The sequence below is a fragment of the Pseudomonas sp. PARCl1 genome (assembly GCF_947311875.1).
Classification (GTDB): domain Bacteria; phylum Pseudomonadota; class Gammaproteobacteria; order Pseudomonadales; family Pseudomonadaceae; genus Aquipseudomonas; species Aquipseudomonas juntendi.
This window is the reverse complement of the sequence record NZ_CAMZMX010000020.1, coordinates 1-21,073: the sequence shown is the minus strand read 5'-3', so window position 1 is coordinate 21,073 and position 21,073 is coordinate 1. Positions and strand designations below refer to the sequence as shown.

Annotated in this window: 15 protein-coding genes; 3 read left to right on the top strand and 12 right to left on the bottom strand. The window is 62.5% G+C overall.

Annotated features, from left to right (window positions below; genetic code table 11):
- Both pnp and QME24_RS13125 read left to right on the top strand, forming a co-directional pair.
- Positions 1 to 2,106 carry a polyribonucleotide nucleotidyltransferase gene (gene pnp, locus QME24_RS13130; protein WP_009685354.1) on the top strand — a complete coding sequence of 702 codons (2,106 nt, stop codon included), beginning with the start codon at positions 1 to 3 and terminating at the stop codon, positions 2,104 to 2,106.
- 264 nt (positions 2,107 to 2,370) lie between these two features.
- A complete protein-coding gene (locus QME24_RS13125; RefSeq protein WP_009685355.1) occupies positions 2,371 to 2,721 on the top strand; it encodes a BON domain-containing protein in 351 nt (116 codons plus the stop codon).
- Between the two features lie 69 nt (positions 2,722 to 2,790).
- Here QME24_RS13125 and QME24_RS13120 read toward each other — a convergent pair whose 3' ends face one another.
- On the bottom strand, positions 2,791 to 3,093 hold the full coding sequence (locus QME24_RS13120) for a putative quinol monooxygenase (protein ID WP_280091271.1): 303 nt from the start codon (positions 3,091 to 3,093) through the stop codon (positions 2,791 to 2,793).
- A 58-nt stretch (positions 3,094 to 3,151) separates the two neighbouring features.
- Between QME24_RS13120 and QME24_RS13115 the strand changes: the two genes are divergently transcribed.
- Positions 3,152 to 3,565 carry a VOC family protein gene (locus tag QME24_RS13115; RefSeq protein ID WP_029886580.1) on the top strand — a complete coding sequence of 138 codons (414 nt, stop codon included), beginning with the start codon at positions 3,152 to 3,154 and terminating at the stop codon, positions 3,563 to 3,565.
- Between the two features lie 154 nt (positions 3,566 to 3,719).
- Here the strand turns inward: QME24_RS13115 and QME24_RS13110 are convergent, their stop codons facing one another.
- The 11 genes from QME24_RS13110 to QME24_RS13060 form a co-directional block, all read right to left on the bottom strand.
- Positions 3,720 to 6,656, bottom strand: coding sequence for a DUF748 domain-containing protein (locus tag QME24_RS13110; RefSeq protein WP_280091270.1), 2,937 nt, complete (start codon positions 6,654 to 6,656; stop codon positions 3,720 to 3,722).
- Between the two features lie 78 nt (positions 6,657 to 6,734).
- Positions 6,735 to 7,604, bottom strand: a complete 870-nt coding sequence (locus tag QME24_RS13105; RefSeq protein WP_192440993.1) for an oxygenase MpaB family protein — start codon at positions 7,602 to 7,604, stop codon at positions 6,735 to 6,737.
- 42 nt (positions 7,605 to 7,646) lie between these two features.
- Entirely contained in the window at positions 7,647 to 9,581 is a 1,935-nt protein-coding gene (gene acs, locus QME24_RS13100) for an acetate--CoA ligase (RefSeq protein WP_280091269.1), read from the bottom strand.
- 197 nt (positions 9,582 to 9,778) lie between these two features.
- On the bottom strand, positions 9,779 to 11,443 hold the full coding sequence (gene pgi / locus QME24_RS13095) for a glucose-6-phosphate isomerase (protein WP_009685361.1): 1,665 nt from the start codon (positions 11,441 to 11,443) through the stop codon (positions 9,779 to 9,781).
- A 147-nt stretch (positions 11,444 to 11,590) separates the two neighbouring features.
- Complete coding sequence (gene panC, locus QME24_RS13090) at positions 11,591 to 12,454, bottom strand: pantoate--beta-alanine ligase (RefSeq protein ID WP_054904429.1); 864 nt, start codon at positions 12,452 to 12,454, stop codon at positions 11,591 to 11,593.
- Entirely contained in the window at positions 12,451 to 13,251 is an 801-nt protein-coding gene (panB, locus tag QME24_RS13085; RefSeq protein ID WP_009685363.1) for a 3-methyl-2-oxobutanoate hydroxymethyltransferase, read from the bottom strand. Before panB ends, panC begins: the two co-directional genes overlap by 4 nt.
- A 262-nt stretch (positions 13,252 to 13,513) precedes the next feature.
- Positions 13,514 to 13,993, bottom strand: coding sequence for a 2-amino-4-hydroxy-6-hydroxymethyldihydropteridine diphosphokinase (gene folK / locus QME24_RS13080; RefSeq protein WP_009685364.1), 480 nt, complete (start codon positions 13,991 to 13,993; stop codon positions 13,514 to 13,516).
- Positions 13,990 to 15,378 (bottom strand): polynucleotide adenylyltransferase PcnB, encoded by a 1,389-nt coding sequence (locus QME24_RS13075; RefSeq protein ID WP_009685365.1) that lies wholly within the window; start codon positions 15,376 to 15,378, stop codon positions 13,990 to 13,992. The genes folK and QME24_RS13075 overlap by 4 nt, the downstream gene beginning before the upstream one ends.
- An 829-nt stretch (positions 15,379 to 16,207) precedes the next feature.
- Positions 16,208 to 17,653 carry a sigma-54 dependent transcriptional regulator gene (locus tag QME24_RS13070; RefSeq protein WP_054904430.1) on the bottom strand — a complete coding sequence of 482 codons (1,446 nt, stop codon included), beginning with the start codon at positions 17,651 to 17,653 and terminating at the stop codon, positions 16,208 to 16,210.
- Positions 17,654 to 17,657: 4 nt separating this feature from the next.
- A complete protein-coding gene (locus tag QME24_RS13065) occupies positions 17,658 to 20,633 on the bottom strand; it encodes a sensor histidine kinase (RefSeq protein ID WP_029886588.1) in 2,976 nt (991 codons plus the stop codon).
- The gene (locus QME24_RS13060; RefSeq protein ID WP_003250005.1) at positions 20,617 to 20,793 is read right to left on the bottom strand and encodes a hypothetical protein; all 177 of its coding nucleotides are present in this window, start codon (positions 20,791 to 20,793) and stop codon (positions 20,617 to 20,619) included. Before QME24_RS13060 ends, QME24_RS13065 begins: the two co-directional genes overlap by 17 nt.
- Positions 20,794 to 21,073 lie beyond the last annotated feature (280 nt).

The window sequence follows — 21,073 nt, the reverse complement described above, 5'->3', positions numbered from 1 at the left end:
GTGAACCCGGTAATCAAGACTTTCCAGTTCGGTCAATCGACCGTCACTCTCGAAACGGGCCGTATTGCCCGTCAGGCAACCGGCGCCGTGCTGGTTACTGTCGATAACGACGTCACCGTGCTGGTGACTGTGGTAGGCGCCAAACAGGCTGATCCAGGCAAGGGCTTCTTCCCGCTGTCGGTTCACTACCAGGAAAAGACCTACGCCGCCGGCAAGATCCCAGGTGGCTTCTTCAAGCGTGAAGGCCGTCCTTCCGAGAAAGAGACGCTGACCTCGCGCCTGATCGACCGTCCGATCCGCCCGCTGTTCCCGGAAGGCTTCATGAACGAAGTGCAGGTCGTCTGCACCGTGGTTTCCACCAGCAAGAAGACTGACCCGGACATCGCTGCGATGATCGGTACCTCGGCTGCCCTGGCCATTTCCGGTATTCCGTTCGAAGGCCCGATCGGCGCCGCGCGCGTGGCCTTCCACGAAAGCACCGGCTACCTGCTGAACCCGACTTACGAGCAACTGGCTGCCTCCAGCCTGGACATGGTCGTTGCCGGTACTTCCGACGCCGTGCTGATGGTTGAATCCGAAGCCCAAGAGCTGACCGAAGACCAGATGCTGGGCGCGGTACTGTTCGCCCATGACGAGTTCCAGGCCGTGATCCAGGCCGTGAAAGAGCTGGCTGCCGAAGCGGGCAAGCCAACCTGGGACTGGAAACCTGCGGTGGCCAACACCGAGCTGTTCAACGCCATCCGTGCCGAGTTCGGCGAAGCGGTTTCGCAAGGCTACACCATCACCGTCAAGGCCGACCGCTATGCGCGCCTGGGCGAGCTGCGTGACCAGGCGGTTGCCAAGTTCTCCGGTGAAGAAGGCCAGCCTTCGGCTGCTGAAGTAAAAGACATCTTCGGCGAAATCGAATACCGCACCGTTCGCGAAAACATCGTCAACGGCAAGCCACGTATCGACGGCCGCGACACCAAGACCGTTCGCCCGCTGAACATCGAAGTGGGCGTGCTGCCGAAAACCCACGGTTCGGCGCTGTTCACCCGCGGTGAAACCCAGGCCCTGGTGGTTGCGACCTTGGGTACTGCCCGTGACGCCCAGCTGCTGGACACCCTCGAAGGCGAGAAGAAAGACCCCTTCATGCTGCACTACAACTTCCCACCGTTCTCGGTAGGTGAGTGTGGCCGCATGGGCGGCGCTGGCCGTCGTGAAATCGGCCACGGCCGTCTGGCCCGTCGTTCGGTCCAGGCCATGCTGCCTGCCGCCGACGTGTTCCCGTACACCATCCGCGTGGTATCGGAAATCACCGAATCCAACGGTTCCAGCTCCATGGCTTCGGTTTGCGGTGCTTCGCTGGCGCTGATGGACGCCGGTGTGCCGATGAAGGCGCCAGTGGCCGGTATCGCCATGGGCCTGGTGAAGGAAGGCGACAAGTTCGCGGTCCTGACCGACATCCTCGGTGACGAAGACCACCTGGGCGACATGGACTTCAAGGTAGCCGGTACCGCCAAAGGCGTCACCGCGCTGCAGATGGACATCAAGATCAACGGCATCACCGAAGAGATCATGGAAATCGCCCTGGGCCAAGCCCTGGAAGCGCGCCTGAACATACTCGGCCAGATGAACCAGGTCATTGGCCAGTCGCGTACCGAGCTGTCGGCCAACGCGCCTACCATGATCTCGATGAAGATCGACACCGACAAGATCCGTGACGTGATCGGTAAAGGCGGCGCCACCATTCGCGCCATCTGCGAAGAGACCAAGGCTTCGATCGACATCGAAGACGACGGCTCGATCAAGATCTTCGGCGAAACCAAGGAAGCGGCAGATGCTGCCAAGCAGCGCATCCTTGGCATCACCGCCGAGGCCGAGATCGGCAAGATCTACGTCGGTAAGGTCGAGCGTATCGTCGACTTCGGCGCCTTCGTCAATATCCTGCCTGGCAAAGACGGCCTGGTGCACATCTCCATGCTGAGCGATGCGCGCGTCGAGAAAGTCACCGATATCCTGAAAGAAGGCCAGGAAGTTGAAGTACTGGTGCTGGACGTGGACAACCGCGGCCGTATCAAGCTGTCGATCAAGGACGTAGCCGCGGCCAAGGCCTCGGGCGTTTAAGCGACCGCTACGCAGCAATGGAAGAGCCCTTCGGGGCTCTTTTTTTTTGACCGGGGCAGGAACCTTTTGCGGAGTTGCATCTTGCATGCAGGTTGCAGGTGCAGATTGCAAAATGCATGACTACTGCCGTTTGGCATAATCGCTAACATACTGATTTATAAGGTTTTAATAGAAAATCAAAACCTGGCACAGCGCATGCAACTACCTTCATACCTGACGCCAGGACACACGGCGCAGACCTTTCGAAAAACAGGAGTGACCCACATGAAGAAGTTCGCCATTGCTGCCGCTACTGCTACCGCTCTGACCCTGACCATGGCTAATGCGGCTTTTGCCCAACAGACCACCCAGGCCCCGATGATGCTGGCGGCCGGTGAGGTGACCAAAGCCAAGGAAGCTACCTCCGATACCTGGATCACCACCAAGGTCAAAGCTGACCTGATGACCGAGAAAGGCGTACCGGGCAGCGACATCAAGGTAGAAACCAACAAAGGCGTGGTTTCGCTGTCGTCTGACATGAAAGTGACTGAGTCCCAGAAAGAAATGGCAGTCAGCATTGCCAAGAAGATCAAAGGCGTACAGGCCGTTTCGGCTGACGGCCTGAAAGCCGAATAAGGAATGTCCCGTCGGCCAAACGGATTTGGCCACCCAATGCTGTAGGGGCCGCTTCGCGGCCCCTTTTATTCAATAAGCCGGATTACGCGCTACCACACCACTCTCGAAGCATTCCTGCTCAATGATCAGCGGCTCGACCAGGGGCCGGCTATCTCGAAAATGGGCGGTCTGGGTATGCGCCTCATACGCCGCATCATCGCGGTAGATCTCATACAGGTAGATCACATCCGGATCGACCTTGTCCTGCGACACATCGAACACCAGGCAACCCGCCTCGCTGGCCACCGAAGCAGCGGCATTGACTTTGATCGCGCTAAGGAAAGCATCGGCACATCCGGGCTTCACGCCGGTCTTGATGAACAGGCTATACACAAAGCGCTCCTTTTGTTTTAAATTCAATAATGAATTGTATACAAAAAGGAGCCTAGCCATGTCTGAATTGCCTGCCCGCCCTGGCCGCCTGAATGGCCTGCGCCATATTGCCTTGCTGGTACCCAACCTTGAGGAGTGCGAACGCTTTTACGTCGATGTGCTGGGTATGGAAGTACTGAGCCGCGCCAATGAAGACTTGGTGTACCTGACCTGCGGTAATGACAACATGTCGCTGGGGCGCGGGGCAGGGGCTGCCAACGGGTTGCAGACCTTGGACCATTACGGGTTCATCGTGGACAGCGTCGAGGAACTGGAGGCCTGGTATGCGTACTTCAAGGCCCGAGGGGTGACCCTGCTCGACCGGCCTTTCAACCATGGTGATGGCGCGCGCAGCTTCCACCTGCTGGACCCGGCGGGGAACAAGGTGCAGCCGCTGTATCACCCGGCGGTGTCGGGGCAGCGGTTGGTCTGAAGCCTGCGCCCGCCTCTGTGGGAGCGGCATTGTGTCTCGAAAGGACCGCGCCGCGGCCCCAGGGTTTCAGCAGCGATTTATCAATTACTGGGGCCGCTTTGCGGCCCTTTCGCGACACAAGGCCGCTCCTACAGGTGCGCGTCAGGCTTGCTAATTACTCAGCATCCAGATGCATTGGCGTGACCACCCGGCCGTCTTTCTCGGGCTGGCCCAGGCTGGTGTCGATGAAGTACACCCGGTCATCTTCCAGCTTGCCTTTGTCGACCAGGTAATCCTTGATGCTGCTGGCCCGCTCCTGACCCAGCGTGCGCAACAACGCAGTACTCTCCGCCCACGACTTGATCACCGCATCGCGCAACTTGGCTGTGCGTTCGTCACGGCTTAGTTGCTCCCATTCGGCCGGCGGTTGTTGCTTCAGGCGCGTACGGTAGATGCCTTCGAGCATCGCCGGTTTGTCGCTGTCGTCGACCACCAGCATCGAGGCATTGGCAGGCACCTTGTCGCCGCGGCGCTGCAATATCTTGTACCAGGTGGCCTGATACTCACGTTCCAGGCGTTGCTGGGCAATCAGTGGGCCATCGCTGGCCTGGGCGCTGGTGCCCTCGATTTCCAGGCGCAATTCCGGGCGTTCTTTAAGCGCGGAAGCCAGCTTGTCCAGCGCCGCCTGGGCATCGCCACTGAGGGTACTGGAACCGGGGGCAAAGGCGACGTTACCCAGGTCTTGCGAACCGCCGCCAGTGATCAGCCCACCGATGAACTTGAAGGGCGCCTGGGCTGCCCGCAGCACCAGGTTGCGCAGGGTTTGCCAGACGATCGGCATCACGCTGAACTGCGGGTTGTTGAGGTCGCCCGACACCGGCAGCTCGATCGAGATCTTGCCTTGAGTGTCCTTCAACAACGCCACCGCCAGGCGGATCGGCAGGTCGACCGCATCCGGGCTGTCGACTTTCTCACCTAACTGCAGTTGCTCCACCACCACCTTGTTCTCGGCTTTGAGCTGGCCATTGGTGATCAGGTAGTGCAAGTCGAGGTTGAGCCGGCCTTTGCGAATGCGGTAACCGGCGAATTTGCCGGAATAGGGCGTCAAGGTGGTCAGCTCGACGCGCTTGAAGCTGGTGGCGATATCCAGGCTGGCCAGCGGGTTGAACGGGTTGAGGGCGCCCTTGATGGTAACCGGGGCGTAGCGGTCGACCTTGCCTTTCACGTCAACCTTGGCAGGCACCGGCTTGCGGTTGTCGATGGTGCCGATCTGGCCGTTGAGTTGCTGCACGGCGGTGGCGAAGTTGGGGGTAAGGGACAGGTCGGCAAAGTTGGCCGAGCCGTTCTTGATGTCGACCTGGCCAATATGAATGCCCAGCGGCTTGCTGCTGCTGGCGGGGGCCGTTGTGGCCGGGCTGCTTGGCTTGGCGCCGGCCGGTTGCGGGATCAACAGGTCATTGACGTTGGTCGTGCGGTCTTCGTTGATGATGAAGCGCGCGTAGGGCTCCTGCAGGGTCACCTTGTCGATCGACAGGGCGTCACCGTGCACATACGACAAGCCGTCTACGTTGACCTGTTGCCATTTCACGAAGTCCCGGCTCTTGATGGTATCCAACGTATGCAGTTGGCTGACTTGGGCCTTGCCGGTGACCGTGAAGGCCAGTGGCGTGGTGTTCTTCAGGTCGACCTTGAGGTCACTGTCGAGCATGCCGCTGCGCAGTTCCAGCAGGATGAACGGGCTGACGTAGGCCTGGGCCACGCGCAGGTCGATGTCGCGGGTGCTGACGTCGAGCTTGGCCTGGATGGGCGCCAGGTTCACCTGGCCGGCGGCCTGCAGCTTGCCTTGCTTGCCTACGCCGGTATCGAGCTTGAGGGTGAAGGGGGACTGGTTGAGGCTGTCGAAGCCTTGCAGGTCGACATTCAGCGGGCCGACATCGAGCGCTACCGGTTCTTTCTGGCTGCGATCTGCCAGGTGCACCAGGTAGTTGCGCAGTTGCACGTTCTTGAGCAATACCTGCCAAGGCTTGGCCGGTTCGTTGGCCGATTGCGGCTCAGGCGCAGGGCCGGCGGCAGCCGGTTCGGCCTTTTCTTTCGGCGTGGCTTTGGCCGGTTGGCTGGCGAACAGCTTCTGCCAGTCGAGCTGGCCGTCCTTTTCCAGTGCTGCCCAGGTTTCCAGCTTGTCGCTGCGCAGCTTGCCCACACTGACCTGTTGCTTGACCAGGTCGACGGTCGTCTCGCTCACCTCCAGGTTGGCCAGGCGCGCCAACGGGCGGCCGTCTGGCGCGTTGATGGCGAACGGGGCCACCCGCAGCGTGGCGTTGTCCAGCAGCAGCTCGGTCTGCTTGGCGAGATTGAGCTTGTACTGGGTCTGAAGGCTGACCAGCCCGTCCTGCAGCACCAGGGGCACGGCATCACGCACGTAGGGCCAGAACAGCTTCATCTTGGCGTCGGTGACTTTCAGCGTGCCTTGCGAGGCGATCGGCGACAGGCTGAGGGTGCCGTTCCAGTCGATGCGCCCGCCGTTGGGGCCGTTGGCCACCAAGGTCATGTCGGCGTTGTCGTCAGGCAAGGTGCTGAGGTTCTTCAGCTCCAGGTTCATGTTGTCGTAGAGGAACTCGATGGGTTCGCTCGGGCGCATGTCCTGGAAGTGCAGCAAGCCTTGCTTGAGCTTGATGCTGCCGATACGCAACGGGAAGGGGTCGCTGGGTGGCTCGTCGGGCTTGGCTTCGCTCGGCGGCAGCTTGAACAACGTCGTCAGGTTGAGTGTGCCGTCTTTGGCGAACAGGACCTGGTTGCGGGGCTTGTCGAGCTCGACCGCTTCCAGGTGCAGGGCCTTGCTCCACAGGCTGTCGAGCGACAGGTTGGCGTACAACCGGTCGAAACCGACCTGCTCCTTGCCAGGCTCGCCAAGCTGCAGGCCCCACATGGTCAGCTCAAGGCTGAAGGGGTTGAGTTCGATGCGTTCAAGGTGCGCGGGCACGGTAGCGTACTTGGTCAATTGCTGATTGGCGATACGCAGTGCCACGCCGGGAAGAATCAGGAACCCAAGCAGGCTGTAGAGGGCTACCAGGGCCACGATGGCGCCAGCGGCGCGAGTCAATCCTTTGTGCATGTGTCGCTTCGTCGGTCTGAGCAGGAGTGCTTGGAGTATGGCACGTTAAATCAGTTCCGCAGGCGCGACCTGTTGCCCTCACTCGATGCCCATGCGCCGCCTGGCGCGGTGCGCGGAGCCGTCGCGCATTGCCCAGCGCAGCAGCGCTGCCGTGGGTTTGAGGCCCAGGCGGATCAGGCGCTGCTGCCAGGGCCGGTGCTGCAGGCCAAGCAGGCTCTGGCCCCAGCCAGGCAGCAGGTCGATGCCGGCGTGCAGCATCAGTTTGCCCACCGGTTGAGCCAGGCGGCTGGGGGCAGGGGCGTCGAGCAGAATCCGCATGACCTCCCGGCTGCGCGCATCACAGTGCAGTTGCGGGCGCATGGCTTGCAGGTAGGCGTCCACCTGCTGGCACGAGCGTGGTACGTCACGGGCGCCAAGGCGCTCGGCGATCAAGGCGATTTCGTTGTAGTAGGCATCTTGCTCGCTGCGCGGCATGTGCGGGTTACGGTAGCGCAAGTGGGCGGCCAGAAAGCTGCTGACCTCTGCCACATGCACCCAGGTCAGCAAGGCTGGGTCGCTGGCCGCGTAGGGCCGGCCATCCGGTGCAGTGCCGGTCACTTGCAGGTGGATGGTGCGCACTTTCTCGATCAGCCACTCGGCATCACCCGTCGCGCCGAAGGTTGTACCGGAGATGAACTGGCTGGTGCGCCGCAGGCGGCCGAGCAAGTCCTCGCGGAAGTTGGAGTGGTCCCAGACGCCGGCAAGGGCCAGCGGATGCAACAGCTGCAGCATCAGTGCGCTGATGCCGCCGACCAGCATGCTCGGAAAATCGCCATGCACCTGCCAACTGACACTGTGCGGGCCGAACAGCCCTGGGTCACCCTTGGGGGACTCCAGGTCGAGCTGGCCGAGGGCCAGCCCGGTAAGGCTCATGACCTGGATTTCGATACGGCGGCGTAGGGCTTCCATGGCGACCTGCGATACAGGGCGGCCATCAGCAGCGGCCGCCGGTTACTGGTTGAGGCGTTTGTCGATCAGGTCCTGCACCACGGCGGGGTCGGCCAGCGTCGAAGTATCGCCCAGGTTGTCCAGTTCGTTGCAGGCGATCTTGCGCAGTATACGCCGCATGATCTTGCCGGAGCGGGTTTTGGGCAGTGCCGGGGCCCACTGGATCAGCTCGGGCTTGGCGAAACTGCCGATTTCCTTGCTGACCATGGCGAGTAGCTCGGCCTTGAGCGCTTCGTCCGGTGTAACGCCATTCATGGCCGTGACGAAGGCGTACACGCCCTGGCCCTTGAGGTCATGCGGGTAGCCGACCACGGCGGCTTCGGCGACGCGATCATGCAACACCAGTGCGCTTTCCACTTCGGCCGTGCCGATACGGTGCCCTGACACATTGATCACATCGTCAATACGCCCGGTGATCCAGTAGTCGCCGTCGGCGTCGCGGCGGGCGCCATCGCCGGTGAAGTAGTAACCGGGCATGGGTTTGAAATACGTGTCGACCATGCGCTGGTGGTCGCCATAGACACTGCGGATCTGCCCGGGCCAGCTGGCCTTGATCACCAGCAGGCCGGCCCCCGGCCCGTCTATCACCTCGCCCTTTTCATCCAGCAGGGCGGGCTGTACGCCGAACATGGGCTGGGTGGCACAGCCCGGCTTGAACGTGGTCGAGCCGGGCAGGGGGGTCAACATGATGCCGCCGGTTTCGGTCTGCCACCAGGTGTCGACGATGGGGCAGCGCTTTTGCCCGACCGCTTCGAAGTACCACTCCCAGGCTTCCGGGTTGATCGGCTCGCCGACACTGCCCAGCAGGCGCAGGCTTTTGCGCGAGGTGCCCTGCAGTGGCCCAGAGCCCTCGCGCATCAGTGCCCGCAGCGCGGTCGGCGCGGTGTAGAAAATATTGACCTGGTGCTTGTCCACCACCTGCCAGAAGCGCGAGGTGTCTGGGTAGTTCGGTACCCCTTCGAACATCAGCGAGATGGCGCCGTTGGCCAATGGGCCGTAGACGATATAGCTGTGCCCGGTCACCCAGCCCACATCCGCGGTGCACCAGAACACTTCGCCGTCGCGGTAATCGAACACCACCTTGAAGGTCAGGGTTGCCTGCAACAGGTAGCCGGCGGTGGTGTGCAGCACGCCCTTGGGTTTGCCGGTGCTGCCAGAGGTGTAGAGGATGAACAGCGGGTCTTCGGCTGCCATGGGCTCGGGGGCGCAGTCGTCGCCGGCGTGTTCGGTTGCCTCGTGATACCAGAGGTCGCGGCCCTCGGCCCAGTCCACCGCGCCTGCGCTACGGCGTACCACGAAGACGCTGCTGACGGCCGGGCAACTGGCCAGGGATTTGTCGACGTTCTGCTTCAACGGGATACGCTTGCCGCCGCGCACGCCTTCATCGGCGGTAATCACCGTACGGCAGTCGGCATCGAGAAGACGATCACGCAGGGCGTCCGGCGAGAAACCACCGAACACCACCGAATGGATAGCGCCGATGCGGGTGCAGGCCAGCATGGCGAACGCTGCTTCGGGGATCATCGGCATGTAGATGCACACGCGGTCGCCTTTCTTCACCCCGCGCGCCTTCAGGGCGTTGGCCAGGCGGCAGACTTCGCGGTGCAGTTCGCGGTAGCTGATGGCTTTGGCATCTTTAGGGTCGTCGCCTTCCCACAGCAAGGCCGTCTGCTCAGCGCGCTGGGCCAGGTGGCGGTCGATGCAGTTGTAACTGACGTTGAGCTGTGCGCCGTCGAACCAGCGGGCCTCGCCGGAGCGCAGGTCGCACTGCTGCACGCTTGACCACGGCTTGATCCAGTCCAGGCGCTTGGCTTGCTCGGCCCAGAAGGCGTCGGGGTCTTCTACCGACTGGCGGTAAAGGCGCTGGTAGTCGTCGGGTGTGAGGGCGGCGGACTGGCTGACGGCCAGGGCCTGGGGATATTTGCGGATATCGAACATGGCGGTGGTCCTGCTCTTGTAAGGGGCGAGGGACTGCAACGGCTATTCGATAGGACAGTGTAGCTGGGAGAGGTGTTCAAATTGTGCCGGCCGCTTCGCGGGCATGCCCGCTCCCACAGCAATAGCGCCGCCCGCAAGCGAGGCGCAGTGTCTGTGGGAGCGGGCGCGCCCGCGAAGAGGCCGGCACAGGCCTGAGATCACCCGCGATGACGGCCGCGGAAGTAGTTGATCAGGCCTTGGGTCGAACCATCTTCGGCGCTGTCGTCCAGGCTGCCGACCAGGCGCTGGTACACGCCCTTGCCCAGCTCCTTGCCCAACTCCACGCCCCACTGGTCGAAGGCGTTGATGCCCCAGACCACGCTTTGCACGAACACCTTGTGTTCATACATGGCCACCAGCGCCCCCAAACGGCGTGGGCTGATGCGTTCTACCACCAGGGTGTTGCTCGGGCGGTTGCCCGGGATCACCTTGTGCGGGGCCAGCTTTTCGATGTCTGCTTCGTTCAGCCCTTTGCCACGCAGTTCGGCTTCGGCTTCTTCGCGGGTTTTACCCAGCATCAGGGCCTGGCTTTGCGACAGGCAGTTCGCGTACAGCCACTGGTGATGGTCGGCGACCGGGTTGAAGCTCACGACCGGCACGATGAAGTCGGCCGGAATCAGCTGGGTGCCTTGGTGCAGCAACTGATGGTAGGCGTGCTGGCCATTACAGCCGACGCCACCCCAGATTACCGGGCCGGTTTCGGTTTTGACCGGGGTGCCGTCCTGCAGCACGCTCTTGCCGTTGGACTCCATGTCCAGCTGCTGCAGGTGCTTGGTGATGTTGCGCAGGTAGTGGTCGTACGGCAGGATCGCATGGCTGCTGGCGCCCCAGAAGTTGCCGTACCACACGCCCAGCAGGGCCAGCAGTACCGGCATGTTCTTGTCGAACGGCGCGGTCTGGAAATGCTGGTCCATGGTGTAGGCGCCGGACAACAGCTCCTTGAAGTTGGCCATGCCGATGGCCAGGGCAATCGGCAGGCCGATGGCCGACCACAGCGAGTAGCGCCCCCCGACCCAGTCCCACATCGGGAAGATGTTCTCTTCGCGGATACCGAAGGCCACCGCGGCAGCCTTGTTGCTGGAAACCGCAATGAAGTGGCGGTACAGCTCGGCCTCCGAACCGCCCTGGGCCAGGTACCAGGTACGCGCGGCCATGGCGTTTTTCAGGGTTTCGAGGGTGTTGAACGACTTCGACGAAACAATGAACAGGGTCGTTTCGGCGCGCAGCTTGGCCGACAGTTCGTGGAACTCGCTGCCGTCGATGTTGGCCAGGTAGTGGCAGCGTACACCGCGCTGCGCGTAGGGCAGCAGGGCTTCGGAAACAAGCTCCGGGCCGAGGAACGAGCCGCCGATACCGATGTTGACCACGTCGGTGATCGGCTTTTCGCTGTAGCCACGCCACAGGCCATCATGGATGCGGCCAACCAGTTCGGTGATCTGGTTGAGTACCTTGTGTACTTCCGGCATGACGTTCACGCCGTTGACGCTGAGTTTGTCGCCAACCGGCCGGCGCAATGCGGTGTGCAGCACCGGGCGGCCTTCGGAGGTGTTGATGATTTCGCCACTGAACATCGACTTGATAGCGTCCTGCAGGCCCACTTCATTGGCCAGGTTGACCAACAGATCGCGGGTTTGCTCGGTGATCAGGTTTTTCGAGTAGTCGAGGAACAGGCCGCAAGCGCTAAGGGAAAACTGGTCGAAGCGTTGGGCATCGGCGGCGAAGGCGTCGCGCATGCTGAAGCTCTGCATGGCGTCGCGGTGTTGCTGAAGCGCCTGCCAGGCGGGCAGCGCCGTCACATCGTGGGGTGTACGGTAATACGCCATTGCGCGGGGTTCCCTTAATGCGTGGTGAGGCCTTTGACACGGCAGTCATTGCCGGGTTCAGGCTGCATCATTATAGGCAAAGGTCACGCGCTGGGAATGGCTGTGGGACGGGGATTTTGAGGGGGCTGCAAACAGCCCCCAAGGCCTTTATGCGGTTTTCTCTTCCACGTGCAGATACAGATTGTCGATCAACCGGGTGTTACCCAGGTAAGCCGCCGCAATCACCACAAGGTCGCGATCATCGATCACTGCCGGGCGCAGGCTCACGGCATGGCGCACTTCCAGGTAATCTGGACGCAAACCCGCGGCAGCCAGCTGCGCCTGCCCTTCGGTAACCAGCGCGGCAAAGTCCCGCTGCCCGCGGCCAATGGCCGAAGCGATATGCTGCAGCGTACGGTACAGCGCGGGCGCGGTGGCCCGCTGCTCGGGCGTGAGGTAACCATTACGCGAAGACAGCGCCAGGCCATCGTCGGCCCGCACGGTAGGCTCGCCAATGATCTGGATCGGCATGTTCAGGTCGCGGACCATGGCGCGGATCACTGCCAGTTGCTGGAAGTCCTTTTCACCGAACACCGCAAGGTCTGGCTGGACCATGTTGAACAGCTTGGTGACCACGGTGGCCACACCTTCGAAATGCCCTGGCCGGCTGGCGCCGCACAAGCCTTCGGAAAGCTGGGGAACACTGACCCGGGTTTGCACGCTCATGCCGTCGGGGTACATCTCTGCCACGCTGGGTGCGAACAAAAGGTTGCAGCCGGCCTGCAGCAGGCGCTCCTGGTCGGCGGCCAAGGTACGCGGGTAGCTGTCCAGGTCTTCGTTGGCACCGAACTGCAGCGGGTTGACGAAGATGCTGGCGACCACGAAATCGGCACGCTGCGCGGCCTTGGTGACCAGGGCCGCGTGGCCGCTGTGCAGGTTGCCCATGGTCGGCACGAAACCGATGCGCTTGCCCTCACCGCGGGCACGGGCTACTGCTGCGCGCAGTTCGCGGACGGTCTTGACTGTATTCATGCACTGAACCCGTGTTCGCTGCCTGGGAAACTGACTTGCTTGACGGCCTCGACGTAAGCGACGAGGGCGCTGTGGATATCCGGTTGGCCCTGCATGAAGTTCTTCACGAACTTGGGCACCCGGCCGCTCAGCGACAGGCCAAGCATGTCGTGCAGCACCAGCACCTGGCCATCGGTGGCACTGCCGGCGCCGATGCCGATCACCGGAATACCGACCGCGTTGGTGATTTCCGCGGCCAGTTCGCTGGGTACGCACTCCAGCAGCAGCATGGCTGCACCGGCCTGTTCCAGGGCAATGGCATCAGCGCGCATCTGCCGGGCCTGGGCTTCCTGGCGGCCTTGCACTTTATAGCCGCCCAGTACGTTGACGGTCTGCGGGGTCAGGCCCAGGTGCGCACACACCGGTACGCCACGCTCAGCCAGCAGGCGAATGGTTTCTGCCAGCCAGGCGGCACCTTCGATCTTGATCATGTGGGCGCCTGCCTGCATCAGCGTGGCGCTGTTGGCAAACGCCTGTTCCGGGGTGGCATGGGCCATGAATGGCAGGTCTACCAGGATCAGCGCGCCGTCATTGCCACGTTTGACGCTGGCGGTATGGTAGGCCATGTCGGCCGTGGTGACCGGCAAGGTACTGTCGTGGCCCTGCAGGACCATCCCCAGCGAGTCGCCCACCAGCAACACTTCAACACCGGCCTGGCTGGCGACTTTGGCGAAGGTCGCGTCGTAGCAGGTCAGCATGGTGATTTTTTCACCCTTGGCCTTGAGGCCATGCAGGGTGGTCAGGGTTACTTCAGGCATGTAGGAAATTCCTCGTTCAGGCGCTGTAAAAAACGACTGCATTCAACGCGTGTAGTCATCTTCCGGAGCGGCACATCATCGCGCGTGATGTTCGGGCACAGGTCCGTCCGGGCCTAAATACGGGTATGCGGCAGTCAGTTGCCACACGGGACGCCTATAGTCGTGAGCGAGGTGGGGGAAGTCAATCACCCTGTTACCGCATTGTTACGATCAGGGTGTTACTGGCGTTACCCGGTCGGTGCAACGGGCTGGAGCACCCGGTTTACAAGCGCTCCAGGCCGATGAATGGGCAAGCCTCAAGCAGCTGCGCAAGGGCGCGGCCATCGGCCAGGCGGAAATCGCCCGGTACCAGCTCGGCCAGCGGGTACAGTACGAAGGGGCGGGCATGCATATGGTAATGCGGCACCTTCAAGCGGGGCTCGTCGAGCACCTGGTCGCCGAACAGCAGGATGTCCAGGTCCAGCGTGCGTGGGCCCCAGCGCTCCGCGCGCACCCGGCCCTGGTCGTTCTCGATGGCTTGCAGGGCATCGAGCAAGGCCAGCGGTGCGAGCTGGGTATCCAGCGCCGCGACGGCGTTGGTATAGCGTGGCTGCCCGGGCAACAGCGAATCGCTGGTGTAAAAGGCAGAGGCTGCTACCAGGCGCGTGGCCGCGACCTGGTCCAGCGCCTGCAACGCGCTGCGCAACTGCTCGGCCGGTGCAGCCAGGTTGCTGCCCAGGCCGACGTAGGCGCGCGTCGTCACTCGAATGCCTCGTCGCCAGCGCGCTTGCGTTTGCTGCCGCTGCGCTTGCGTTTACGCGGGCCGGCAGTGCTGCCTTCGTCACGGTTGCCCAGGTCGCGGATCATCTCGCGGCGCTCGCTGTCGTTGGCGTCCTGGTAATCGGTCCACCATTGCCCCAGGTCGTCGGTTTCTTCGCCCGCGCTTTCACGCAGCAGCAGGAAATCGTAACCGGCACGGAAGCGCGGGTTGTCCAGCAGCATGTCGGCGCGCTTGCCGCTGCGGCGTGGCAGACGCTCCTGCATGTCCCAGATTTCCCGGATTGGCAGGGTGAAGCGCTTGGGGATGGCGATGCGGGCGCATTGCTCGGCGATCAGGTCGTGGGCTGCGCCATTCATGGCCGGAATCGGGGGTACGCCCTGGCTCTGCAAATGCAGCACGCGGGCTGGCAGGGCAGGCCACAGCAGCGCGGCGAACAGGAACGCCGGCGTTACCGGTTTGCCCTGCTTCACCCGCAGGTCGGTGTTGTTCAGTGCCTGGCTGATGAGCGTGTGGGTATAGGTCGGGCGCTCTTCCAGCGCGTGCGCACTGGCCGGGAACAGCGGCTCGAACAGCTCCAGGTCGACCAGCATTTCAAAGGCGATGGCACCTTGGCCCGAGAGGAACAGCTTCAGGCTCTCTTCGAACAGGCGCGCTGGCGGGATTTCGCGCAGCAGTGGGGCCAGTTCGCGGATCGGCTTGAAGGTGTGCTTCTCGATACCGAAGTCCAGCTTGGCCGCGAAGCGCACTGCGCGCAGCATGCGCACGGGGTCTTCCTGGTAGCGGTGCGTCGGGTCGCCGATCAGCCGCAGCAGGCGGTTGCGAACATCGTGCACGCCGTTGGCGTAATCGAGAATGCGCTCGCTGACCGGGTCGTAGTACAGGGCGTTGATGGTGAAGTCGCGGCGCTGCGCGTCTTCTTCCAGGGTGCCGTATACGTTGTCACGCAGGATGCGACCACTGGCGTTATGCGACGAACGGTGGCTGTCATTCTGGTCATCTTCCGTATGCGGGGCACGGAAGGTAGCGACTTCGATGATTTCACGGCCGAAATGCACATGGACCAGCTTGAAGCGGCGGCCAATGATGCGCGCATTACGGAACTCGGCACGGACCTGTTCAGGGGTAGCGCTGGTGGCTACGTCGAAGTCTTTCGGCGTAATGCCCAGCATCAGGTCGCGGACGCAGCCACCGACCAGGTAGGCCTGGTAACCGGCAGCCTGCAAGCGCTCGACAATGTTCACCGCGTGGCGGCTGAACTGGTGGCGCTGCAACGAGTGCTGGCTCTTGTTGATCACCTCAGGCGTGGTGCGCCTGTGGTGCTGGCCCGGTACGGGCGGGCGGAACGACTGGAACAGCTTCTTCAGCATGGGATGCACTGTTTGAAGGAATGTTCGGCCAAGAATAGGAGAATGGCCGCATGATGGGCGGGGATTCTAGCATTTACTCAGGGAATGGTGTAGGCGGGTAGCAGGAAGCCTGCGGGAATCGCAGAAACGACAAGGGGAGCCTAAGCTCCCCAAGAAGTGTCGTTGCGTGCTCTTATTATTTTTTTGCCGGGCTTTTTGTTTTTGTTGAGTGCCCTGCCCACAAAGCCTGAAGCTTGTGGACGACCCCCAAACCGGGGGTAAAGAGCAAACGGATTGCTTTGGCCGCTGATGTCACGTTGATCTGTTGATCCAACCAGTTCAGGCGCTGCTTTTTAGTGCAGTTTTTGTTGTTCTCTGCCTGGTCGTGGGGCAAGCCCCAAACACGCATCCTCTCCAAAAGAATCAGTTAGCTGCGCCTCCGCCGTCTTGTTTTTATTGTGCGTGAGCCGTTTCGTCTTGTTCTTATTATGAGTTGCAGTGCTTGTTATTGTTCTTGTACCAGAGATATAGCAGGTGCCGTGCCAACTTTTGAAAAGCCAGTAAAATCAAGGGGTTGGTGGATTCTGCAGGTTTGTGGCAGGCCCGAAATGTGGAAATTTCGTTACCGTACGCCTCGGTGACTGTTACGGCGCAGAGGGTGGGTAACAGATTTTTGCGGCAGCAGATGTGTTACCTGGGGTATGGTGGCAGGCCGTTTCGCAGGCTTGCCCGCTCCCACAGGATCACTGTGGCTGCCAGGTTGCGCTGTGCTTGTGGGAGCGGGCAAGCCCGCGAACAGGCCGGTGAGGCTGGTAGAGAAGGGGCAGGAGGAACCTCCCACCCAAGCAGGTCAGTTATCGCTGGTGGCGTTGCTCTTGCGCCGCGGAATGCCCAGGCGTTGGCGGCGTTCCCACAGGCACTTGCGGCTGACGCCGAGTTTGCGGGCCAGTTCGGTCTCGGTCATGTGGTCCTGGTGCTCGAGCACGAAGTGCTGGAAGTAGTCTTCCAGCGACAAGTCCTCGGTCGGCTCGTGGCTGGCACTGGCCGCGCTGGCCACCGCCAGGGCGTTGTCGAGAATATCGTCTTCTTCCAGGTCGCTCAGCTCGATGTCGATACCCAGCAGGTCGGCAGAAATTTCTGCGCTCTCGCTGAGAATGACCGCGCGCTCCACGGCGTTTTCCAGCTCACGTACGTTGCCCGGCCAGCTGTAGTGACGAATGGCCTGTTCGGCTTCGGCAGAGAAGTGCAGGTCATCCCGGCCGATGCGCGCACTCTGGCGGGCCAGGAAGGCACTGGCGATTTCATTGACGTCGCTGCCGCGCTCGCGCAGCGCGGGCAGCTTCAGGGCGATCACGTGCAGGCGGTAGTACAAGTCTTCGCGGAACTGGCCGGCCTTGGCCAGGTTCTTCAGGTCGCGGTGGGTCGCGGCGATCAGGCGCACATCGACCTTTTGCGACTGCACCGAACCGACCCGGCGAATTTCCCCTTCCTGCAGCACGCGCAGCAGGCGGGCTTGGGCTTCCAGGGGCAATTCGCCGATTTCATCGAGGAACAACGTACCACCGTCGGCGGCCTCCACCAGGCCCGCACGGCCGGCACTGGCGCCGGTGAACGCGCCTTTCTCGTGGCCGAACAGCTCGGACTCGATCAGGGTTTCGGGGATGGCCGCGCAGTTCACCGAAATCATCGGCGCCTTGGCGCGCCGCGACAGGTTGTGCAGGGCGCGCGCCACCAGCTCTTTACCGGTACCCGATTCGCCCTGGATCAGCACATTGGAATCGGTAGGGGCCACCTTGCGGATCTTGCTGTACATGTCCTGCATGGGCGGGCACGAGCCGATGATACCGATGTCGCCATTGGCCGCTGCCGGGGCGGCTTTGTCGGCAGGGGCTGCCTTGCCGGTGGTGGCGCGGGGCTCGGCAGCCGGTGCTGCAGCCGGGGCGTTCTGCCGGTCGCGCAGGATGCGGGCCACCGCTTGCAGCATTTCGTCGTGATCGAAGGGCTTGGCGATGTAGTCCACCGCGCCCATCTTCATCGAGTCCACGGCTGAGCGCAGGCTGGCGTAGCTGGTCATGATCAGCACCGGGGTGCCTTGGCCGAGCTTGATCAGCTCGGTGCCGGGTGCACCTGGCAGGCGCAGGTCACTGACGATCAGGTCGAAAGTGGCAATGCTGAAGCGTTCCTGGGCTTCCTGCACCGAGCCGGCTTCGCTGACCTGGTACTGGTTCCGCTCGAGCAGACGACGCAAGGCCGAGCGGATGATGGTTTCGTCTTCGACGATCAGAATGTGCGGCATTGATTCAATTCTCTCGACGGTCTCGAATTTCAGGGGACGTCGCTACGACATGCCGGGGCAGGGTCACGCGGATCCGGGTGCCACGTTGCCGTTCGATGTCGGCCGGGCTGTCGATGGTGATTTGCCCATAATGCTCTTCCACGATGGAATAGACCAGAGCGAGGCCCAGTCCGGTTCCCTCGCCGGGGTCCTTGGTGGTGAAGAACGGCTCGAACAGACGGTCCTGGATGTTCTTCGGGATGCCGCTGCCCTCGTCCTCGACGATCAGGTCGACGGTGTGCTCGCTCACCTCGCTGCGCACGCGCACTGCGCTGCCGGGCGGCGAGGCGTCGCGGGCGTTGGAAAGCAGGTTGATCAGCACCTGGGCCAGGCGCTGCGGGTCGCCTTCTACCCAATGGTCGGGGTCGCAGAGGTTGAAGAACTGTACTTCGAAATTACGCCGGTTCAACGCCAGCAGACCAATGGCGTCCTGCGCCACTTCGGCCAGGCACACCGGTTCCTCGCTGTTCTGGTGGCTGCCACCGGCATGGGCAAAACTCATCAACGACTGGACGATGCGTGACACGCGTTTGGTCTGGTCGAGGATCTGGCTGGACAGCTCGGTGATTTCGCCGTCGCCTTCACGCTCCTCGCGCAGGTTCTGCGCCAGGCAGGCGATGCCGGTGATCGGGTTGCCGATTTCGTGGGCCACGCCGGCGGCCAGCCGGCCGATGCTGGCCAGGCGCTCGGAATGCACCAGCTTGTCTTCCAGGGCCTGGGTTTCGGTCAGGTCCTCGACCAGCAGTACCAGGCCGCTGTTACCGGGGGCCAGTGGTTCATCGATGGCCGCCTTGTGCAGGTTCAGCCAACGTGGCTGGCCATCCAGAGCCAGGCGTTGTTTGTGCAGGTGCTCGTCGGGCACGTTGATGAAGCCCTGCAGCAGCCCGCGCCAGGGCTCGGCGATGGTCACCAGGCGTGAGCCGACCACGTGCTTGGCGGCAATCCCGGTGAGCTCTTCCATGGCCTTGTTCCACATGAGGATTTCCTGGTCCTTGGCCAGCGAGCAGACGCCCATGGGCAGCTCCTGCAAGGTCTGGCGGTGGTAGCGGCGCAGGGCATCGAGCTCGGCGGCCAGGCCGGTCAGGCGCGAGTGGTAGTCTTCCAGGCGGCTTTCAATGAAGTGGATGTCCTCGGTGACGTAGTTCTCGTTACCGGACTTGTACGGCAGGAAGGTCTCGACCATGTCCTGGGCCACGCTCGGGCCCATCAGGCCCGACAGGTTGGCCTCGATGCGGTCACGCAGGCGGCGCAAGGCGTATGGCCGGCGTTCGTCGAACGGCAGGTAAAGGTCGCGCAGGGCCTGCTCCACTTCCTTTTGCGCGGCTTTGGCGCCCAGCGGCTTGGCCAGTTGGGTCGCGAATTCCTGGGGCGAGGCTGCGTGCAGTTCGCGGCGCTGTGGGCGGCGCACGTTGTCCACCGCGCAGGCTTCTGCGGCGCTGACCTCTTCGGTGCTGGCGTTGGTGAACAGCGAAATCAGGGTGAACAGCAGCACGTTGGCCGCCAGCGAGGCGATCGCCGCCATGTGCCAGCTGGTATCGTCCAGCACGTAGATCATGTCCAGCAGCGGGATATAGAAGCCTTGCAGATTGCCCAGCAGCGGCAGCAGCATGGTCACCATCCACACCAGCGTGCCGGCCAGCAGCCCGGCGATGAAGCCGCGGCGGTTGGCGGTCGGCCAGTACAACACGGACAGCACGCCGGGCAGGAACTGCAGCGTGGCCACGAACGCCACGATGCCCAGGTTGGCCAGGCTCTGGTGGTTGTTCTGGGTCAGGTAGAACATGAAACCAGCAGTGATGATGGCGACGATCAGTGCGCGGCGGGTCCATTTCAGCCAGCGGTAGATGTTGCCCTCGGCCGGGGGCTGGTATAGCGGCAGCACCAGGTGGTTGAGGGCCATGCCCGACAGCGCCAGGGTGGTGACGATGATCAGGCCACTGGCCGCCGACAGGCCGCCTATATAGGCCAGCAGGGCCAGTGCCTGGTTGTTGGCGGCAATGCCCAGGCCCAGGGTGAAGTATTCGGGGTTGGTACTGGCGCCCAGGCGCAGCCCGGCCCAGAGTACCAGCGGCACGGCCAGGCTCATCAGCAGCAGGAACAGCGGCAGGCCCCAACTGGCGCTGACCAGCGAGCGTGGGTTGAGGTTTTCGGTGAAGGCCATGTGGTACATGTGCGGCATGACGATGGCCGAGGCGAAGAACACCAGCAGCAGGGTGCGCCACGGGCCTTCCTGCAACGGGGTGTGCAGGGCAGCCAGGGCGGTCTGGTTCTGCAGCAGCCACACTTCCAGCTCGTGCGGGCCGCCAAACACGCCATACAGGGCGTACAGGCCGATGCCGCCCAGTGCCAGCAGCTTGATCACCGACTCGAAGGCAATGGCGAACACCAGCCCTTCATGCTTTTCGCGCGTGGCGATATGCCGTGAGCCGAAGAAGATGGTGAACAGAATGATCAGCGCACAGAACGCGAAGGCCACCCGGGCCTTGACCGGCTCACCGGTAAGGATGCTGATCGAATCGGCCACCGCCTGGATCTGCAACGCCAGCAACGGCAGTACGCCAATCAGCATGATAAGGGTGGTCAACGCGCCGGCCCAGGTGCTGCGGAAGCGGAACGCCAGCAGGTCGGCCAGCGACGACAGCTGGTAAGTGCGGGTGATCTTCAGGATCGGGTACAGCAGCACTGGCGCCAGCAGGAATGCACCGGAGACCCCCAGGTAACAGGCAAGGAAGCCGTAGCCGTACTGATAGGCCAGGCCCACCGACCCGTAGAACGCCCAGGCGCTGGCGTATACGCCCAGGGACAGGGTGTAGGTGAGCGGGTGGCGAATGATGGCGCGCGGGATCAGCCCGCGCTCGCTGACCCAGGCTACGCCGAACAGCACCATGAGGTACCCGGCGCTGATCAGGATCATCTGGGTCAGGCTAAAGCTCATCGGCATCTCGTTGGCTCTGCAGGATGAAGGTGACGACGATCAGGATCAGCCAGAGCAGGTACGGGCGGTACCACGCTCCGGTCGGTTCGATCCACCAGTCCATGATGGCCGGGGAGAACAGGTAGATCCCCACGACCAGAAGCAGGACCAAACGATAGATGTACATGCTGGCCTCGATGGTTGGGCGCTGCGGGTTTGAACTTATTATTGGCGCAAATGATTGGGCGGATGCTAGCGGGAATCGCTGAGGTTAGCCAAGGGTTTGAATTTGTTGGGCTTTTGATTTGAGAGAAAGGTGGCCTGTTCGGGCCCTATCGCTGGCAAGCCAGCTTGTATGGTTAGACTTGAAGGGAGGAGGAGGGACAAAGCCAGCTTCTGACTGTTAGCGCAGTACAGACCGTGGGAGACCTCGCCCCTCCTCCCTTTTCACCCAAGCGCCGATAAAG